The sequence below is a fragment of the Pseudacidovorax sp. NFM-22 genome, from assembly GCF_021401245.1.
Taxonomy (GTDB): Bacteria; Pseudomonadota; Gammaproteobacteria; order Burkholderiales; family Burkholderiaceae_C; genus Xenophilus.
On record NZ_JACBFY010000004.1, the window covers coordinates 395,346 to 410,174 of the forward strand.

At 70.5% G+C, this 14,829-nt stretch carries 12 protein-coding genes; all 12 read right to left on the minus strand.

Annotated elements, in window-relative coordinates; all coding sequences use genetic code 11:
• Window positions 1-8: 8 nt before the first annotated feature.
• Window positions 9-1,232, minus strand: a complete 1,224-nt coding sequence (locus L0984_RS16700) for a hybrid sensor histidine kinase/response regulator (RefSeq protein ID WP_234194801.1) — start codon at window positions 1,230-1,232, stop codon at window positions 9-11.
• Window positions 1,222-1,887, minus strand: coding sequence for a chemotaxis protein CheB (locus L0984_RS16705; RefSeq protein WP_234194804.1), 666 nt, complete (start codon window positions 1,885-1,887; stop codon window positions 1,222-1,224). Before L0984_RS16705 ends, L0984_RS16700 begins: the two co-directional genes overlap by 11 nt.
• On the minus strand, window positions 1,887-2,669 hold the full coding sequence (locus L0984_RS16710; RefSeq protein WP_234195045.1) for a CheR family methyltransferase: 783 nt from the start codon (window positions 2,667-2,669) through the stop codon (window positions 1,887-1,889). Before L0984_RS16710 ends, L0984_RS16705 begins: the two co-directional genes overlap by 1 nt.
• Before the next feature lie 146 nt (window positions 2,670-2,815).
• On the minus strand, window positions 2,816-6,307 hold the full coding sequence (locus L0984_RS16715) for a response regulator (protein ID WP_234194805.1): 3,492 nt from the start codon (window positions 6,305-6,307) through the stop codon (window positions 2,816-2,818).
• A gap of 124 nt (window positions 6,308-6,431) precedes the next feature.
• Entirely contained in the window at window positions 6,432-7,352 is a 921-nt protein-coding gene (locus tag L0984_RS16720; RefSeq protein WP_234194807.1) for an alpha/beta fold hydrolase, read from the minus strand.
• Between the two features lie 63 nt (window positions 7,353-7,415).
• On the minus strand, window positions 7,416-8,435 hold the full coding sequence (locus L0984_RS16725) for a Bug family tripartite tricarboxylate transporter substrate binding protein (protein WP_234194808.1): 1,020 nt from the start codon (window positions 8,433-8,435) through the stop codon (window positions 7,416-7,418).
• Window positions 8,436-8,579: 144 nt separating this feature from the next.
• The gene (mnhG, locus tag L0984_RS16730) at window positions 8,580-8,972 is read right to left on the minus strand and encodes a monovalent cation/H(+) antiporter subunit G (RefSeq protein ID WP_017761075.1); all 393 of its coding nucleotides are present in this window, start codon (window positions 8,970-8,972) and stop codon (window positions 8,580-8,582) included.
• Window positions 8,969-9,247 carry a K+/H+ antiporter subunit F gene (locus L0984_RS16735; protein WP_234194810.1) on the minus strand — a complete coding sequence of 93 codons (279 nt, stop codon included), beginning with the start codon at window positions 9,245-9,247 and terminating at the stop codon, window positions 8,969-8,971. Before L0984_RS16735 ends, mnhG begins: the two co-directional genes overlap by 4 nt.
• Window positions 9,244-9,735, minus strand: coding sequence for a Na+/H+ antiporter subunit E (locus tag L0984_RS16740; protein WP_234195047.1), 492 nt, complete (start codon window positions 9,733-9,735; stop codon window positions 9,244-9,246). The genes L0984_RS16735 and L0984_RS16740 overlap by 4 nt, the downstream gene beginning before the upstream one ends.
• A complete protein-coding gene (locus L0984_RS16745; RefSeq protein ID WP_234194814.1) occupies window positions 9,735-11,444 on the minus strand; it encodes a monovalent cation/H+ antiporter subunit D in 1,710 nt (569 codons plus the stop codon). The genes L0984_RS16740 and L0984_RS16745 overlap by 1 nt, the downstream gene beginning before the upstream one ends.
• Complete coding sequence (locus L0984_RS16750; protein WP_017761071.1) at window positions 11,441-11,788, minus strand: Na+/H+ antiporter subunit C; 348 nt, start codon at window positions 11,786-11,788, stop codon at window positions 11,441-11,443. The genes L0984_RS16745 and L0984_RS16750 overlap by 4 nt, the downstream gene beginning before the upstream one ends.
• Before the next feature lies 1 nt (window position 11,789).
• Window positions 11,790-14,756: a monovalent cation/H+ antiporter subunit A gene (locus L0984_RS16755; RefSeq protein WP_234194820.1), complete on the minus strand. Its 2,967-nt coding sequence runs from the start codon at window positions 14,754-14,756 to the stop codon at window positions 11,790-11,792.
• Window positions 14,757-14,829 lie beyond the last annotated feature (73 nt).

Consider the following 14,829-nt stretch of genomic DNA (forward strand, 5'->3'; position numbering starts at 1 on the left):
GGATTTTCTCACGCGGCGTCTTCGGCCGAGGGCGGCTCGAAGGGCAGCACCACGCGGAAGGTGGACCCTTCGCCCGGCGTGCTCTCCAGTTCGATCCGCCCGCCGTGGCCCTGGACGATCTGCTGGGTGATGAACAGGCCCAGCCCCAGGCCGCTGGCCACCTCGCGGCGGCCAGATTCGGCGCGCTCGAACTGCTGGAAGATGCGGGCCTGGTCCTCGGGCGCGATGCCGATGCCGTGGTCGCGCACGCTGATCACGGCCTCCTCGCCGCGCAGCCCGACGTTCACGTCCACCGGCTTGCCGCCGCCATAGCGCAGGGCGTTGGTCAGCAGGTTGGTCAGCACCTGCTCCAGGCGGAACTCGTCCCAGACGCCGGTGAGCGGCTCGGGCGCCTCCAGATGGATGGCGGCCCCGGCGGCCTCGGCCTGCTGCGCCAGGGCGGCGACCACGCGCGCCGCCATGGCGCTCAGGTCGAAGGCCTGCGGGCTCATCGACAGGCGGCCGTTGCGCATGCGGGTGACGTCCAGCAGGTCGTCGATGAGCCGCACCATGGCCTGGATCTGGCGCTGGTCGCGCTCGGCCGTTTCCTTCAGGCGCTCGGGCGTGAAGAAGAACATGTGGCCGCGCGCCAGGTGCATCTTGCGCACCTGGGTCTCCAGGTAGAGCGTGTTGAGCGGCGTGCGCAGCTCGTGCGAGACCATGGACATGAAGTCGTCGCGCATGCGCACGGCGCGCTCCAGGTCGGCGCGGGCCTCGCGCAGCTCGGCCACCAGCGCCTGCTGCTCGCGGTGGAGCGTGGCGAGGGCGTCCATCTCGCGCTGGAGCGCCATGCGGCTGTGGTACAGCTCGACGAAGACGCTGACCTTGCTGCGCACCATGTGCGCGTCCAGCGGCTTGTGCAGGAAGTCCACTGCGCCGCTTTCGTAGCCCTGGAAGGCGTAGTTGAGCTCGCGGCCCGCGGCGCTGACGAAGATGATCGGGATGGTGCGCGTGCGCTCGGTGCCGCGCATCAGCTCGGCCAGCTCGAAGCCGTTCATGCCGGGCATCTGCACGTCCAGCACCGCCAGCGCGAACTCGTGTTCCAGCATCAGCGCCAGCGCCTCGTCGCCCGAGCGCGCCTGGAACACGCGCCGGCCCGGGTCGCGGATCAGTGCTTCGAGCGCGATCAGGTTCTCGTCCAGGTCGTCGACGATCAGGAGCTTGGTTTCGATCTCGGACGGGTCAGTGGGCATGGTGCTGGGCGTCGAGCAGGATCAGCAGCCGGCGCAGTTGGGCCAGGGGCAGGACGTAATCGGGCTGGCGCAGGGCCAGGGCGGACTGGGGCATCTGGGGCGCCATGGCTTCGCCCGGCGACTGTACGGCAGTGAGGCCGCCCGCGGCGGCGATGTCGGCCAGCCCCTGCGCACCGTCCTCGTTGGCGCCGGTCAGCAGCAGGCCGGCCAGGCGTGGCCCGTAGGCGTCGGCGGCGGAACTCATCAGCAGGTCGATGGAAGGGCGCGAAAAGTGCACCGGCGGCTCGCAGCTCAGCGAGAAGTGGTGGTCCGCCTCGATGAAGAGGTGGTAGCCCGGCGGCGCGAAGTGCAGCGTGGCCGCCTCGACGGCGGCCTTGTCGCGGGCCTCGCAGGCTGGGATCGGCAGCCGGTGCGAGAAGATGTCCGCCAGGCGGCTTTCCCGGTCCTGCGGCAGGTGGAGCACCGCGATCAGCGGCAGGTGCCACGGCGTGGGCAGGGCCGCCGTCAGGCGCAGCAGGGCGTCGACGCCACCGGCGGAGGCGCCGACCACCACTGCATCCACCTGCGGCAGCGGGCCGGGGTCGAAGTCGCCATCGTCCGGCGCCGACGGTGGCGCGGCGTGAACGGCGGCGTAGGGGGAGCGGACCGCCGACATCAGGCCGCCTTGCGGAAGATGCGTTCCGCCCGCGCCACCGGCTCGAACCGCTCGGCATAGGCCGAGAAATCCACGCTCTCCTTCGAGCCCAGTCCCAGGAAGCCACGGTGGCACAGCGAATCGTGGAACAGGCCCAGGGCGCGGTCCTGCAGCCGGCGGTTGAAGTAGATCAGCACGTTGCGGGAGGAGACGAGGTGCGTCTCGGCGAACACGCTGTCGGTGGCCAGGCTGTGGTCGGCAAAGATCACGTTGGCCCGCAGCGCCGGGTCGAAGCGCGCGCCGCCATAGGCCGCGGTGTAGTAGTCGGAAAAGGATTTGCGCCCGCCGGCGCGCTGGTAGTTGGCCGTGTACTCGCGCACCGCGTCGGCCGGGAAGATGCCCTGCCGCGCCTTCTCCAGCGATTGCGGATTGATGTCGGTGGCGTAGATCAGCGCCCGCTCCAGCAGTCCCTCCTCGCGCAGCAGGATGGCCAGGGAATAGACCTCTTCGCCCGTGCTGCAGCCCGCCACCCAGACCTTGATCGACGGATAGGTGTGCAGCACCGGCACCACCTGCTGGCGCAGCGCGAGGAAGTAGTCCGGGTCGCGGAACATCTCGCTGACCGGCACGGTGAGGTACTGCAGCAGCCGGCCGAAGACCTGGTCGTCGCGCAGCACCTGCTCCTGCAGTGCGGAGATGCTGCGGTAGCCCATCTGCTCCAGCGCGTAGTTGACCCGACGCTTCTGCGAGGCGCCGGTGTAGTCGCGGAAGTCGTGGCTGTAGCGCAGATAGATGGCCTCCATCAGCAGGCGCAGCTCGATGTCGGAGGCGCTGGGCGGCGGTGGCGCGGGGCGGGCGGTGTCCGTGCCCGACGCGGCAAGGCCCGGCGGGTGCGGCGTCGCGAGGCGGCCCCCGGCCTCCTCGGCGTCCGGGCTGGCGGGGCGGGCGCTCACAGGCGCTCCATGTGCGGCATCCACACCCGCAGCAGCGAGAACAGCCGGTCCAGGTCGATGGGCTTGGCCAGGTAGTCGCTGGCGCCGGCGGCCAGGCACTGTTCCTGGTCGTCCTTCATGGCCTTGGCGGTGACGGTGATGACCGGCAGCTTGCGGAAGCGCGGGTCGCTGCGCAGGCGGCGGGTGGCCTCCAGGCCGTCCATCTCCGGCATCATGACGTCCATCAGCACCAGGTCGATGTCGGGCACCGCGTCGAGCTTGTGCAGCGCCTCGCGGCCGTTGCGGGCCACCTCGATCTTGGCGCCGCGCTGCTCCAGCGCGCTGGTGAGGGCGAAGATGTTGCGCACGTCGTCGTCCACCAGCAGGATGCGCCGGCCTTCGAACACGCGGTCGCGCTCGCGGGCCGTGCGCAGCATGCTCTGGCGCTCGGCCGACAACTGCGATTCCACCTTGTGCAGGAACAGCGTCACTTCGTCGAGCAGCCGCTCGGGCGAGCGCGCGCCCTTGATGATGATCGAGCGCGAGTAGCGCAACAGCTCGGCCTCCTCGTCGCGCGTGAGGTTGCGGCCTGTGTAGACGATGACGGGCGGGAAGGAGCAGATCTCCTCCGACGACATGCGCTGCAGCAGCTCGCCGCCCTGCATGTCGGGCAGGCGCAGGTCGGTGATCATGCAATCGAAGACCCGCTCGCGCAGCAGCGCCAGGGCCTCCTCGCCGGTGCCGACGGCGGTGATGGCCACGTCGTCGTCGCCGATCAGGTGCACCACGCTCTCGCGCTGCACGTCGTCGTCCTCCACCAGCAGCACCTGCTTGACCTTCTGGGCCAGGCGCGCCTCCAGCCGCGAGAACACGGCCTGCAGCTGTTCGCGCGTGGTGGGCTTGAGTGCATAGCCCACGGCGCCCATGTGCAGTGCCGCCTCGGCCTGGTCCTGCGCGGACACCACGTGCACCGGGATGTGGCGGGTGCCGGCATCGTCCTTGAGCTGCTGCAGCACGGCGAGGCCGGAGCTGTCGGGCAGGCGCATGTCCAGCAGGATGGCGTGCGGCTGCAGCTCCTGGGCCAGCGCAAAGCCGTCGGCGGCGCCATGGGCCACCAGGCAGCGCCAGCCGTATTCGTGCGCCAGGTCGTACAGGATGCGGGCGAACTGCGGCTCGTCCTCGATCACCAGCACGCGCCGGACGTCGTCCGCCAACTGGTCGCGGTCGTCCGCGAAGGTGGGGGCGGGCGCTGGCTGGGGTGCCGGCGGCGCGGCCTGCGCCGGGGCGGCCAGCGGGGCCAGTGCGACCGGTGCCGCGGCCGTGCTGCTGCGCGGCAGCGGCGCGGCGTCGTCGCCCTCCAGGCGCTGCGCGATGTCGGCGGGCAGGCTCAGCGTGAAGGTGCTGCCCTTGCCCAGTTCGCTGCTCACGGTGAGGGTGCCGCCCATCAGGCGCGTCAGGTCGCGCGAGATCGACAGCCCCAGCCCCGTGCCGCCGTATTTGCGGCTGGTGGTGCCGTCGGCCTGGTGGAAGGCCTCGAAGATCAGCGCCTGCTGGTCCGGGGCGATGCCGATGCCCGAGTCGCGCACGTCGAAGCGCACGCCGCCCTGCGGGCCGGGCTGCACGCTCAGCAGCACCTCGCCCCGGTCGGTGAACTTGATGGCGTTGGACAGCAGGTTCTTGAGGATCTGCTCCACGCGCTGCCGGTCCGAGATGAGGTGCGCCGGCGCGTCGGGCGAGAGCTCGATGCGCAGCGCGAGCGACTTGTTCTGCGCCAGCGGCGTGAAGGTGGACTGCAGCGATTCCACCAGCCGTGCCACGGGCAGGTATTCGGCATGGATGTCCAGCCGGCCGGCCTCGACCTTGGCGATGTCCAGCACGTCGTTGATGAGCGTGAGCAGGTCGTTGCCCGAGTCGTGGATCGAGCGCGCGAAGCGCACCTGCTCCTCGCTCAGATTGCCCTGGCTGTTGTCGGCCAGCAGCTTCGACAGGATCAGCGCACTGTTGAGCGGGGTGCGCAGCTCGTGCGACATGTTGGCCAGGAACTCCGACTTGTAGCGGCTGGCGCGGGCGAGGGCGTCGGCACGCTCCTCCAGGTCGGACTGGGCGCGGCGCAGCGCGGCATTGCGCTGGTCGAGCTGCTCGGTGCGCTCGGCCAGCTGGCTGTTGATCTGCTCCAGCTCCGCCTGCTGGTTCTCGAGGTTGACCTGGCTTTCGGTGAGGGCGCGGGACTGCTCCTCCAGCTCCTCGTTGGCGGTGCGCAGCTCTTCCTGCTGCACCTGCAGTTCCTCGTTGAGCTGCTGGGTCTCGGCCAGCACCTGCTGCAGGCGTTCGCGGTAGCGCGCGGCCGCCATGGAACTGCCGGCGTCGTCGGCCACGCCGCGCAGCAGTTCCAGCTCGCGCGGGGAGGGCGACGCCAGCAGGCCCAGTTCGACGACCCCGTTGACCTGGCCCTCGTGCGAGATCGGCAGCAGCAGCACGGTGTGCGGCGGCGCTTCGCCCAGTCCCGAGCTCACGCGCAGGTAGCCGGGCGGTACGGGCGTGATGTCCATCAGCTCGCCGCGCGCGGCGGCCTGGCCCACCAGGCCTTCGCCGGGCAGGAAGCTCTGCGAGGCGGCCTCGGACTCGCGCGAGAAGCCATAGCTGGCCACGCGGCGCAGGCTGCCGTCGGTGTCGTGTACGTAGACAGCGCCCACGGCGCTGCGCAGGTGCCGGGCGCAGAACTCCAGCACCTGGCGGCCCAGGTTCTGCGCCGTCAACTGGCCCACGGTGCGGCTGGCCAGTTCGTTCTGGGCGCCGCGCAACCAGGCCTGCGCCTCCATGCGTTCGGAATGATCGGCCTGCTCCGCGAGTGCCTGGCCATAGCGGTCGGACAGATGAAGCATCTGCCGGCGGCCCAGGATGGAGAGCACCACGCTGATCAGGACGCTCAGCAGCAGGTAACCGGCCACCACGCCCACGGCGGCGCGGTTGGCGCTGCGGTTGCGCTCGGCGCGAAGGGTCTGTTCGGTGGCGAGGAAGGCATCCAGCGTGGAGCGCGATTCGTCGGCGATGCGCTTGCCGCGGCCGGACTGCAGGCGGTCGCCGATGTCCTCGCCGCGCTGCTTGGACTCCACCACGTCGTCGGCATAGCTCTCCCATGCCCGCTGCAGCTCGTCGAGCTTGGTGGCACGGCCGACCTGCTGAGGGTTGTCGGCCACCAGCACGCGCAGCTCGCCCAGCAGGGCGTGGGCGCGGGTGCGCGCCGCGTCGGTGGGCTGGAGGAAGGCGCCGTTGCCGGTCAGCAGGTAGCCGCGCACGGCGGCCTGCATGTCGGCCTGCAGCAGCTGGGTCTCGGTGGCGGTGCGGGTGACCCGGTCCGTGTGCTCCACCCAGCTGATGACCGACAACAGGTAGCCGATGAGCGCCACGAAGACGACGGCCCCCAGGGCACCCAGCAGCAGGGGCAGCTTGACGTTGCGGCTGAGCAGGCGGCGGAACTCATCGTTGGCGATGGCAGGGCGTCGGTCCATGGGTGGGGCTTGGTCGGAGCAAAACCGACCGAGTCTGCCCGAGGACGTGCCCGGGGGGTGTCGGAAAACGCCGCTTATGCCGGGACGGGCGGGCGCTGGCCGACCCCGTTTGCGCCGCCGGCGCTCACGACGGCCGGAAGAAGTCCTCGATCAGCGCCGCCACCTGGTCGGGCTGGTCGTGATGCAGCATGTGGCCCGCGTCCTCCACCCGGGCGGTGCGCAGTTCGCGCAGCACCTCCAGGCGCCGGTGGAATTCGTCGAGGGTGTAGCGGCCGTTCCACCAGCCGTGCAGGCTGTCGTCGCTGGCCACCACGGCCAGCACCGGCGCGGTGATGGCGGCATAGAGGGCCAGCGTCTCGTCCACGCGGAAGATGTTGGCGTTGATCACCTTGTGCGCGGCATCGCCCTGGATCTCCCAGCGCTCGCTGCCATCCTCCTGGCGCACCGGCCGGGCCCACTGCCGGGCCAGCCAGTCGGCCTTGTCCTGCGACAGCCGGGGGTTGGTCTTCATCAGGCGGCGCGCCACGCCATCGGGCGTGCTGTAGCCCGACAGGCGCATGCCGCCTTCGTGCAGCTGCCTGTTCTCGTCGATCCAGCGCGCGTAGCGCTTGGGCGCCTCGTCGGGCGCATAGGCGGGCATGCCGAACCCTTCGAGGTTGACGAGCCGCCGGATGCGCCCCGGTCGCACGCCCGCATAGTGCATCGCGACGTTGCCGCCCATGCTGTGGCCGACCAGGTCGACGGCGCGGTCGGCGGCGTAGTGGTCGAGCAGCCAGTCGAGGTCGGCCAGGTAGTCGGGCATCCAGTAGTTGTCGACGTCGCCGCCGCCGGTCTGGCCGAAGCCGCGCCAGTCGGGCGCGATGACGAAGCGCTCCTGCGCCAGGGCATCGATGACGAACTGCCAGGAGGCTGCCACATCCATCCAGCCATGAAGCAGCACCAGGGGCGGGCGCGCCAGCGAGGGCGTGCCCCAGGTGAGCACGTGGTAGCGCAGGTTGCGCACGGGAACGAAGTCGGACTGCGGCAGGCGGCGGGGAGCGTACATGGACGGCGATCATAGAAAGGCGCCCGCCGGCGGGCAGTCCGCCACCGGACAGGCGCCCCGCCGTCAGGCGGCCTTGATCCCGCGCATCAGGATGACGCCGCCGAGCGTGGTGGTGTCGCTGCGGATGCGCCGCGCCAGCGCCTCGGGCGTGCCGCCGCGGGCCTGCCAGCCGGCCTTGAGCAGGGCCTCGCTCACCTCGGCGGTGCGCAGGACCGTCTGCAGTGCGCCATTGAGCCGCGCGATGGCCGTTGGCGACTGCCCGGCCGGCGCGGCCAGGGCTGTCCAGATCTCCAGGTCGGCGCCGCGGACATCGGCCTCGCGCAGCGTGGGCATCTCGCCGGTCAGGGGGCTGCGCTCGGGCGCGGTGATGCCGATGGCCTTGAGCCGCCCCTGGCGGATGTGCGGCAGCGCCAGCCCCGGCGGCAGCAGGGCCAGCTGGATCTGGTTGGCCAGCATGGCCTCGATCACCTGCGGATTGCCGGCAAAGCCCTGGTACTGCGCGCGGATGCTGGTGCGCATCTTCAGCAGTTCCATGCCCAGGTGGCCGACGGTGCCGTTGCCGGGCGTGCCGTAGCGGGCATCGGTGCCCAGGTTGCGCGCCCACAGCAGCAGCTCGTCCGGCCGGCTGCCCTGGGCCTGCGCCGCGACCGCCAGCACCAGCGGTGCGGTGCCGATCAGGCCGACCGGGGCGAAGTCGGTCTCAGGGTCGAAGGGCACGGCGGCGTCCAGCAGCCGGGCGATGGTGAGGTTGCCGTTGATCAGCGCGCCGAAGGTGTGGTCGTCGCGGGCCTTGGCCACCGCGTTGGCGGCGATGTTGCCGCTGGCACCGGGCTTGTTCTCGACACCCACGGTCTGGCCGAGCAGCCGCGCCAGCGGCTCGGCCACGATGCGTGCCGCGGTGTCGGGCGAGGAATTGGGCGGAAATCCCACCAGCAGCTTCACCGGCCGGGTCGGCCAGCTGGCGCCGCCATCCGGCGCGATGGCGGGTCGGGGCGACTTTGTGCCGGATTGCGCCCAGGCCGGCAGGCAAGCGCTGGCCGCCAGGGCGGCACAGGAATGGAGCAGGCGGCGCTTGTCGACCATGAACGTGTCCGAAATTGACTAAAGTTACAAGACGTTAACGGACTCGCTGCCGACGCGCAAGGCGGGCTTGCCGGGCTGGTATCGACGTGCTGCGGGTGGCGAGGCGTCTGCACAACGCGCGGTGCCGCGCGCCCGCCGACGCGGTCAGTCCGGCGTCTTGTCGAGCTGGACCGTGACCGGGGTGCCGTCTTCGCTGCGCGTGGCGGCTGGCGGCGGCACGTCGCCGCCCTTCTGGCGTTCGCGGAACAGCGCAGCCCGGGTCAGGAAGATGGTGGTGATCGGCGCCGTCAGCGCCACGAACATCGCGATCAGCGCCGCGTGCAGGAACAGATGGGAGCCCTGGGCCGAGAAATACACGGCCGTGGCCAGCGAGATGGACCACACCCCGGCCGTGGCGCCCAGCGTGGGCGTGTGGATGCGGCGGAAGAAGCTGGGCATGCGCACCAGGCCGAAGGAGCCGATGGCCGCAAAGCCGGCGCCCACCACCACCAGGAGGGCCGTGAGCGCCTCGGCCCACCAGGGCAGCGGCCCGCTCATTCGATCACCTCGCCGCGCAGCAGGAACTTGGCCAGCGCCGTCGTGCCCACGAAGCCGAACAGCGCAATCAGCATGGCCGCCTCGAAATAGACGGCGCTCGAATAGACGATGCCCAGCGTCAGCATCATCAGCATGCCGTTGATGTAGAGGCAGTCCAGGGCCACCACGCGGTCCTGGGCCGTGGGGCCCCTCAGCAGCCGCGTCAGCGCGCACAGCATGGCGACGGCCAGGAGGAACAGCGCGGCCTTGAGCGCCCAGAACAACAGTGGCGTCATGGTTCGAAGATCTCCATCAGCAGGGTCTCGTAGCGCAGCTTGATGCGCTCGATCAGATCGCTCTCGTCGTCCACATCGAAGACGTGCAGCAGCAGCTGGCTGCGGTCCACGGCCAGTTCGGCCCAGGCCGTGCCGGGCGTCAGGCACAGGATCATGGCCAGCACGGCCAGTCCGTTGGGGTCGCGCAGATCCAGCGGCACGCGCACGAAGGCCGAATGGATCTGCGGCGTCCGGCGGGTGAGCAGGGCCCGCGCCACGCCCAGTGCCGACGCCAGCAGGTCGGCCATCACCAGGCGCAGAAGGCGCAGTGCCGCCAGTGGGCGGCGCATGCGTACTGTCGCCGGCCGCAGGCCCTTGGTGAGCAGCGGCACCGCCACCGCGAGCACCGCACCCAGCAGCATGGTGGCCGGATGCAGCGACTGGTTCAGCAGCAGCCACACCACCCACAGCGCGATGGTGAGCGGGGGCGAGGGAATCAGGCGTCGCATCATGGCCGGACCTCCGCCCGCCGAGTGGTCGTCGGACCGGCCTTCTGGGTGGCCGCGAACACGGCGGCACGGTAGTCGCGGGTGTCGGCCAGGTTGGCGGCGGTGGCCTGGGCGTGCAGCAGTACCGGCCCGGCGCCCACCGCCAGGGCGATGCACGCGGCCAGCAGGCCCGCCACCGGCAGCACCTCCAGCGCACGCAGCGCCGGCAGCGAGCCCTGGGTGTGCGTCCAGAAATGCCGGATGCCGCTGCGCGAGAACGCGACCAGCGTCATGAAGCCCGAGACCAGCAGCAGCCCCATGAAGGCCCAGCCCCAGCGGCTGACCTGCTGGGCATCCAGCAGGCCCGACAGCATGGCGAACTTGCCGATGAAGCCGGGCAGCGGCGGCAGCCCGGCCAGCAGCAGCACGCAGCACACGAAGGCCAGGCCCAGGAAGGCGACGCCGGCCGGGATGGCGCGGCCATACAGCGCCTGCGCCTCGTCGTCCAGGTTGACGTCGTCCAGGGCCTGCAGGTCCTCGGTGAGGAAGGGCGTGGTCGCGGCCGATTCGTGGGGCGCGATGCTGTGGCCGGCGTTGCGCCAGCGCTCGATCATGTCGATCAGCAGGAAGAGGGCGCTGGCCGCCAGCGTGGACCCGAGCAGGTAATAGAGCGCGCCGGCCCAGACGCCTTCCTGCCCCAGCCCGACGGCGGCCAGCAGCGTACCCGCCGACACCACCACCGCGAAGCTCGCCAGGTGCGACAGCCGCTGCGAGCCGAGCAGGCCCAGCGAGCCGACGGTCAGCGTGGCCAGCCCCAGGCCGATGATCACCGGCTGGCCATACAGCGCCGAGTCGCCCGCGTCGGGGCCGAAGAACAGCGTCCAGGTGCGCAGCACCACGTACACGCCCAGCTTGGTCAGCAGCGCGAAGACGGCGCTCACGGGCGACACCGCCGCGCTGTAGCCGGGCACCAGCCAGAAATTGAGCGGCCAGGCCCCGGCCTTGGCGAAGAAGGCGGCGGCCAGGATGGCGACGCCGGCATGCAGCAGCCCGCGGTCGGCCGGTGCTACTTCGGCAATGCGCTGGCTCAGGTCGGCCAGGTTGAGCGTGCCGGTCACGCCGTAGAGCATGGCCGCGCCGATCAGGAACAGCGACGAGGCCGCGAGGTTGATGGCGATGTAATGCAGCCCGGCGCGCACGCGCAGGGCGCCGGAGCCATGCAGCAGCAGCCCGTACGAGGCGGCGAGCATGACCTCGAAGAACACGAACAGGTTGAACAGGTCGCCGGTGAGGAAGGCGCCGTTCAGGCCCATCAGCTGCAGTTGCAGCAGCGGATGGAAGTGCACGCCGGCCCGGTCCCAGCGCGAGGTGGAATAGATCGAGGCCGCAAAGGCCACCACGCCCGTCAGCGCCACCATCATGGACGACAGGCGGTCGGCCACCAGCACGATGCCGAAGGGCGCCGCCCAGTTGCCCGGCAGGTAGACGCCGATGGAGCCCGGGCCGCCACCGGTGTCGGGCGTGTTCACCCAGCGCAGCAGGGCCAGCGCCACCAGCAGGCCGAACAGGCCCGAGATGACCGTCAGCGCCGACTTGGCGCGCCGGCGCTGCTCGCCCATCAGCAGCATCAGCGCGGCCGTGAGCAGCGGCAGCAGGATGGGCGCCGCCACCAGGTGCGGCATGGTGGCGTCGAGCAGCCGGTCGAGCAGGGCGAGGATTTCGTTGCTCATGTCTCCTCCCGCTCCTGGCCGTCCACGTGGTCGGTGTCCGAGATGCCGCGCGAGGCCAGCATCACCACCAGGAAGAGCGCCGTCATGGCAAAGCCGATCACGATGGCCGTCAGCACCAGGGCCTGCGGCATGGGGTCGGCCGTGTTCTGCAGCGTGGCTTCCACGCCCTTACGCAGCACCGGCTCGCTGTCGACCTTGAGCCGGCCCATGCTGAAGATGAACAGATTGACGGCGTACGAGATGAGCGTGAGGCCCATGATCACCTGGAAGGTCCGGGGGCGCACCAGCAGGTACACGCCCGAACCGGTGAGCACGCCGATGGCGATGGCGAGAACGGCTTCCATGTCAGACGGCTCCGCCGGTGATGCGGATGGCCTCGGCATTCGCGGCTTCGAGGGCGGCCTTGGCGGCGGCCTTTTCCTCCTGCTCCTCGGCCCAGCGGTGGCTGCGGATGGACTGGTGCGCCAGGGCGGTGAGGATCAGCAGCGTGGCGCCCAGCACCAGCGCGAAGACGCCGATGTCGAAGAACATGGCACTGGGCACGTGCAGCTCGCCCAGCACCGGCAGCGTGACATGGGCCGTGTGGGTGGTCAGGAAGGGATAGCCCATCGCGATGGCACCGGCGCCCGTGGCCAGCGCGATGAGCAGGCCCAGCGCGATCCAGCGCCGCGGGTAGATCCGCAGGTGTTCTTCCGTCCAGGCCGCGCCCGAGACGATGAACTGCAGCATCAGCGCCGCCGACATCACCAGCCCGGCCACGAAGCCGCCGCCTGGCTGGTTGTGGCCGCGCATGAAGAAGTACACCGACACCATGGCCGCCAGCGGCAGCAGCAGGCGCACCAGCACGGCGGGCACCATCAGGTAGCCGATGGCCGTGTCCGTGGCGCGGCGCGGATTGACGAGGTCGGTGCCGCCCTGGTCCTGCTGCACCTGCTGTTGCGGTGGCAGCGCCATCGCCTCGGCGGCGGGACGGAAGCGGCGCAGCAGCGCATAGACCGTCAGCGCCACGATGCCCAGCACGGTGATCTCGCCGAAGGTGTCGAAGCCGCGGAAGTCGACCAGCATCACGTTGACCACGTTGGTGCCGCCGCCCTCGGGCAGGGCGCGTTCCAGGAAGAAGGGGGAGATGCTCTGCGGAAAGGGCCGGGTCATCATGTACCAGGCCAGCGCCGCCATGCCGCAGCCGGCCACCGTGGCCAGCAGCAGGTCGCGCCCGCGGCGGCCCCAGGGGCGCATGCGCTCGCGCGGGGGCTGGACTTCGGCCTTGCGCATCGGCAGCCAGCGCAGGCCCAGCAGGATGAGCAGGGTGGTCACCGTCTCGACCACCAGTTGCGTCAGTGCCAGGTCGGGCGCCGAGAACCAGATGTAGGTGATGCAGCTCACCAGCCCCGCACCGGAGGCCAGCATCAGCGAAGCCAGCCGGTGGAACTTCGCCTGCCAGGCGGCCGCGACTGCGCAGGTGCAGCCGATCACCCAGGTCATCAGGAACATGGGCGAGAAGGGCAGGCGCGCGCGGCTGCCGGTGTCGGCCGGCGCCAGCCACAGCGAGGCGCCCGCGCCCAGCACCGCCACCATCACCAGCAGGAGCAACTGCGGCTGCAGCCGGTTGGTGGAAAGGACCCGGCGGCCATTGCGCCCGAGCTGGGACAGCCGCGCCAGCAGGTTCTCGAAGATGCGCTGGCCGTCGAACATCCAGATCACCGGCGTGCGGTGGAGGCCGCCATGCGCACGGCTGCGACGCTGCATCAGATAGATGGCCGCGCCGCCCGCCAGCGCCACGACGCTCATGGCCAGGGGCAGGTTGAAGCCGTGCCAGACCGCGAGGCTGTATTCGGGGAGCGTGCCGCCGACCACCGGCGCCGCGGCCGTCGCCAGGAAGGCGCCCACCGACCAGGCCGGCACCACGCCCACGACCAGGCACAGCAGCACCAGCAACTCCACCGGCACCCGCATCCAGTGCGGGGGCTCGTGCGGCGGCTTGGGTACTTCGGTGTCGCAGCGCGGGCCAAAGAAGACGTCAAAGACGAAGCGCGCCGAATAGGCGACGCTGAACGCGCCGGCCAGGGTGGCGAGCACCGGCAGCGCGATCTCCAGCCAGGGCGCGCCGTCGAGGAACACCGTCTCGGCGAAGAACATCTCCTTCGACAGGAAGCCGTTGAGCAGCGGCACGCCGGCCATCGAGGCGCTGGCGATGATGGCCAGCGCACCAGTGATGGGCATGGACTTGAGCAGCCCGCTCAGCCGGCTGATGTCGCGGGTGCCCGTCTCGTGGTCGATGATGCCGGCGGCCATGAACAGCGACGCCTTGAACGTGGCGTGGTTCATCACATGGAAGACCGCCGCCACGGCGGCCAGCGGGCTGTTCATGCCCAGCAGCAGGGTGATGAGGCCCAGGTGAGAGATGGTCGAGTAGGCCAGCAGCGCCTTCAGGTCGCGCTGGAACATGGCGACATAGCCACCCAGCAGCAGCGTGACGGCGCCCGCGCCGCCTACCAGCCAGAACCACAGGTCGGTGCCCGACAGCACCGGCCACAGGCGCGCCATGAGGAACACGCCCAGCTTCACCATGGTGGCCGAATGCAGGTAGGCCGACACCGGCGTGGGCGCCGCCATGGCGCGCGGCAGCCAGAAGTGGAAGGGAAACTGCGCGCTCTTGGTGAAGGCGCCCAGCAGCAGCAGCACCAGCGTCAGCGGATAGAGCGGATCGGCCCGCACCACGTCGCCCGAGTTCAGCACCACGTCCAGTTCGTAGCTGCCGGCGATCCGGCCCAGCAGCAGCACCCCGGCCAGCAGGCACAGCCCGCCGGCGCCTGTCACGGTGAGCGCCATGCGGGCCCCGCGCCGTGCGTCGCGGCGGTGATGCCAGTAGCCGATCAGCAGGAAGGAGAACAGGCTGGTCAGTTCCCAGAACAGCACCAGCTGGATCAGGTTGCCCGACAGCACCACACCCACCATCGCGCCCATGAAGGCGAGGAAGAAGGCGAAGAAGCGCGGCACCGGGTCCGAGGAGGACATGTAGTAGCGCCCATAGAGCACCACCAGCGCGCCGATGCCCAGCACCAGCATGCAGAACAGCCAGGCCAGACCGTCCATGCGCCAGGACAGGTCGACACCCAGGGTGGGGATCCACCGATGGCCTTCCTGCAGCACCTCGCCGGCGGCGAGCGCCGGGAACTGCCAGGCGGCGAAGACGGCGCAGCCCAGGGCCGTGAATCCCGCGATGGCCGCCCCTCGGTTGCGGGCGTCGGACGGCATCATGGCCGCCAGCGCACTGGCCAGAAAGGGGAGGAGGACGAGGGCGACCAGGGGCATCTCAATCGATTCTATCGACCGACCTCTGCCCTTCCATTGCAAAAACCTCTGCACTCCGGCCGGTTTTCGAAGG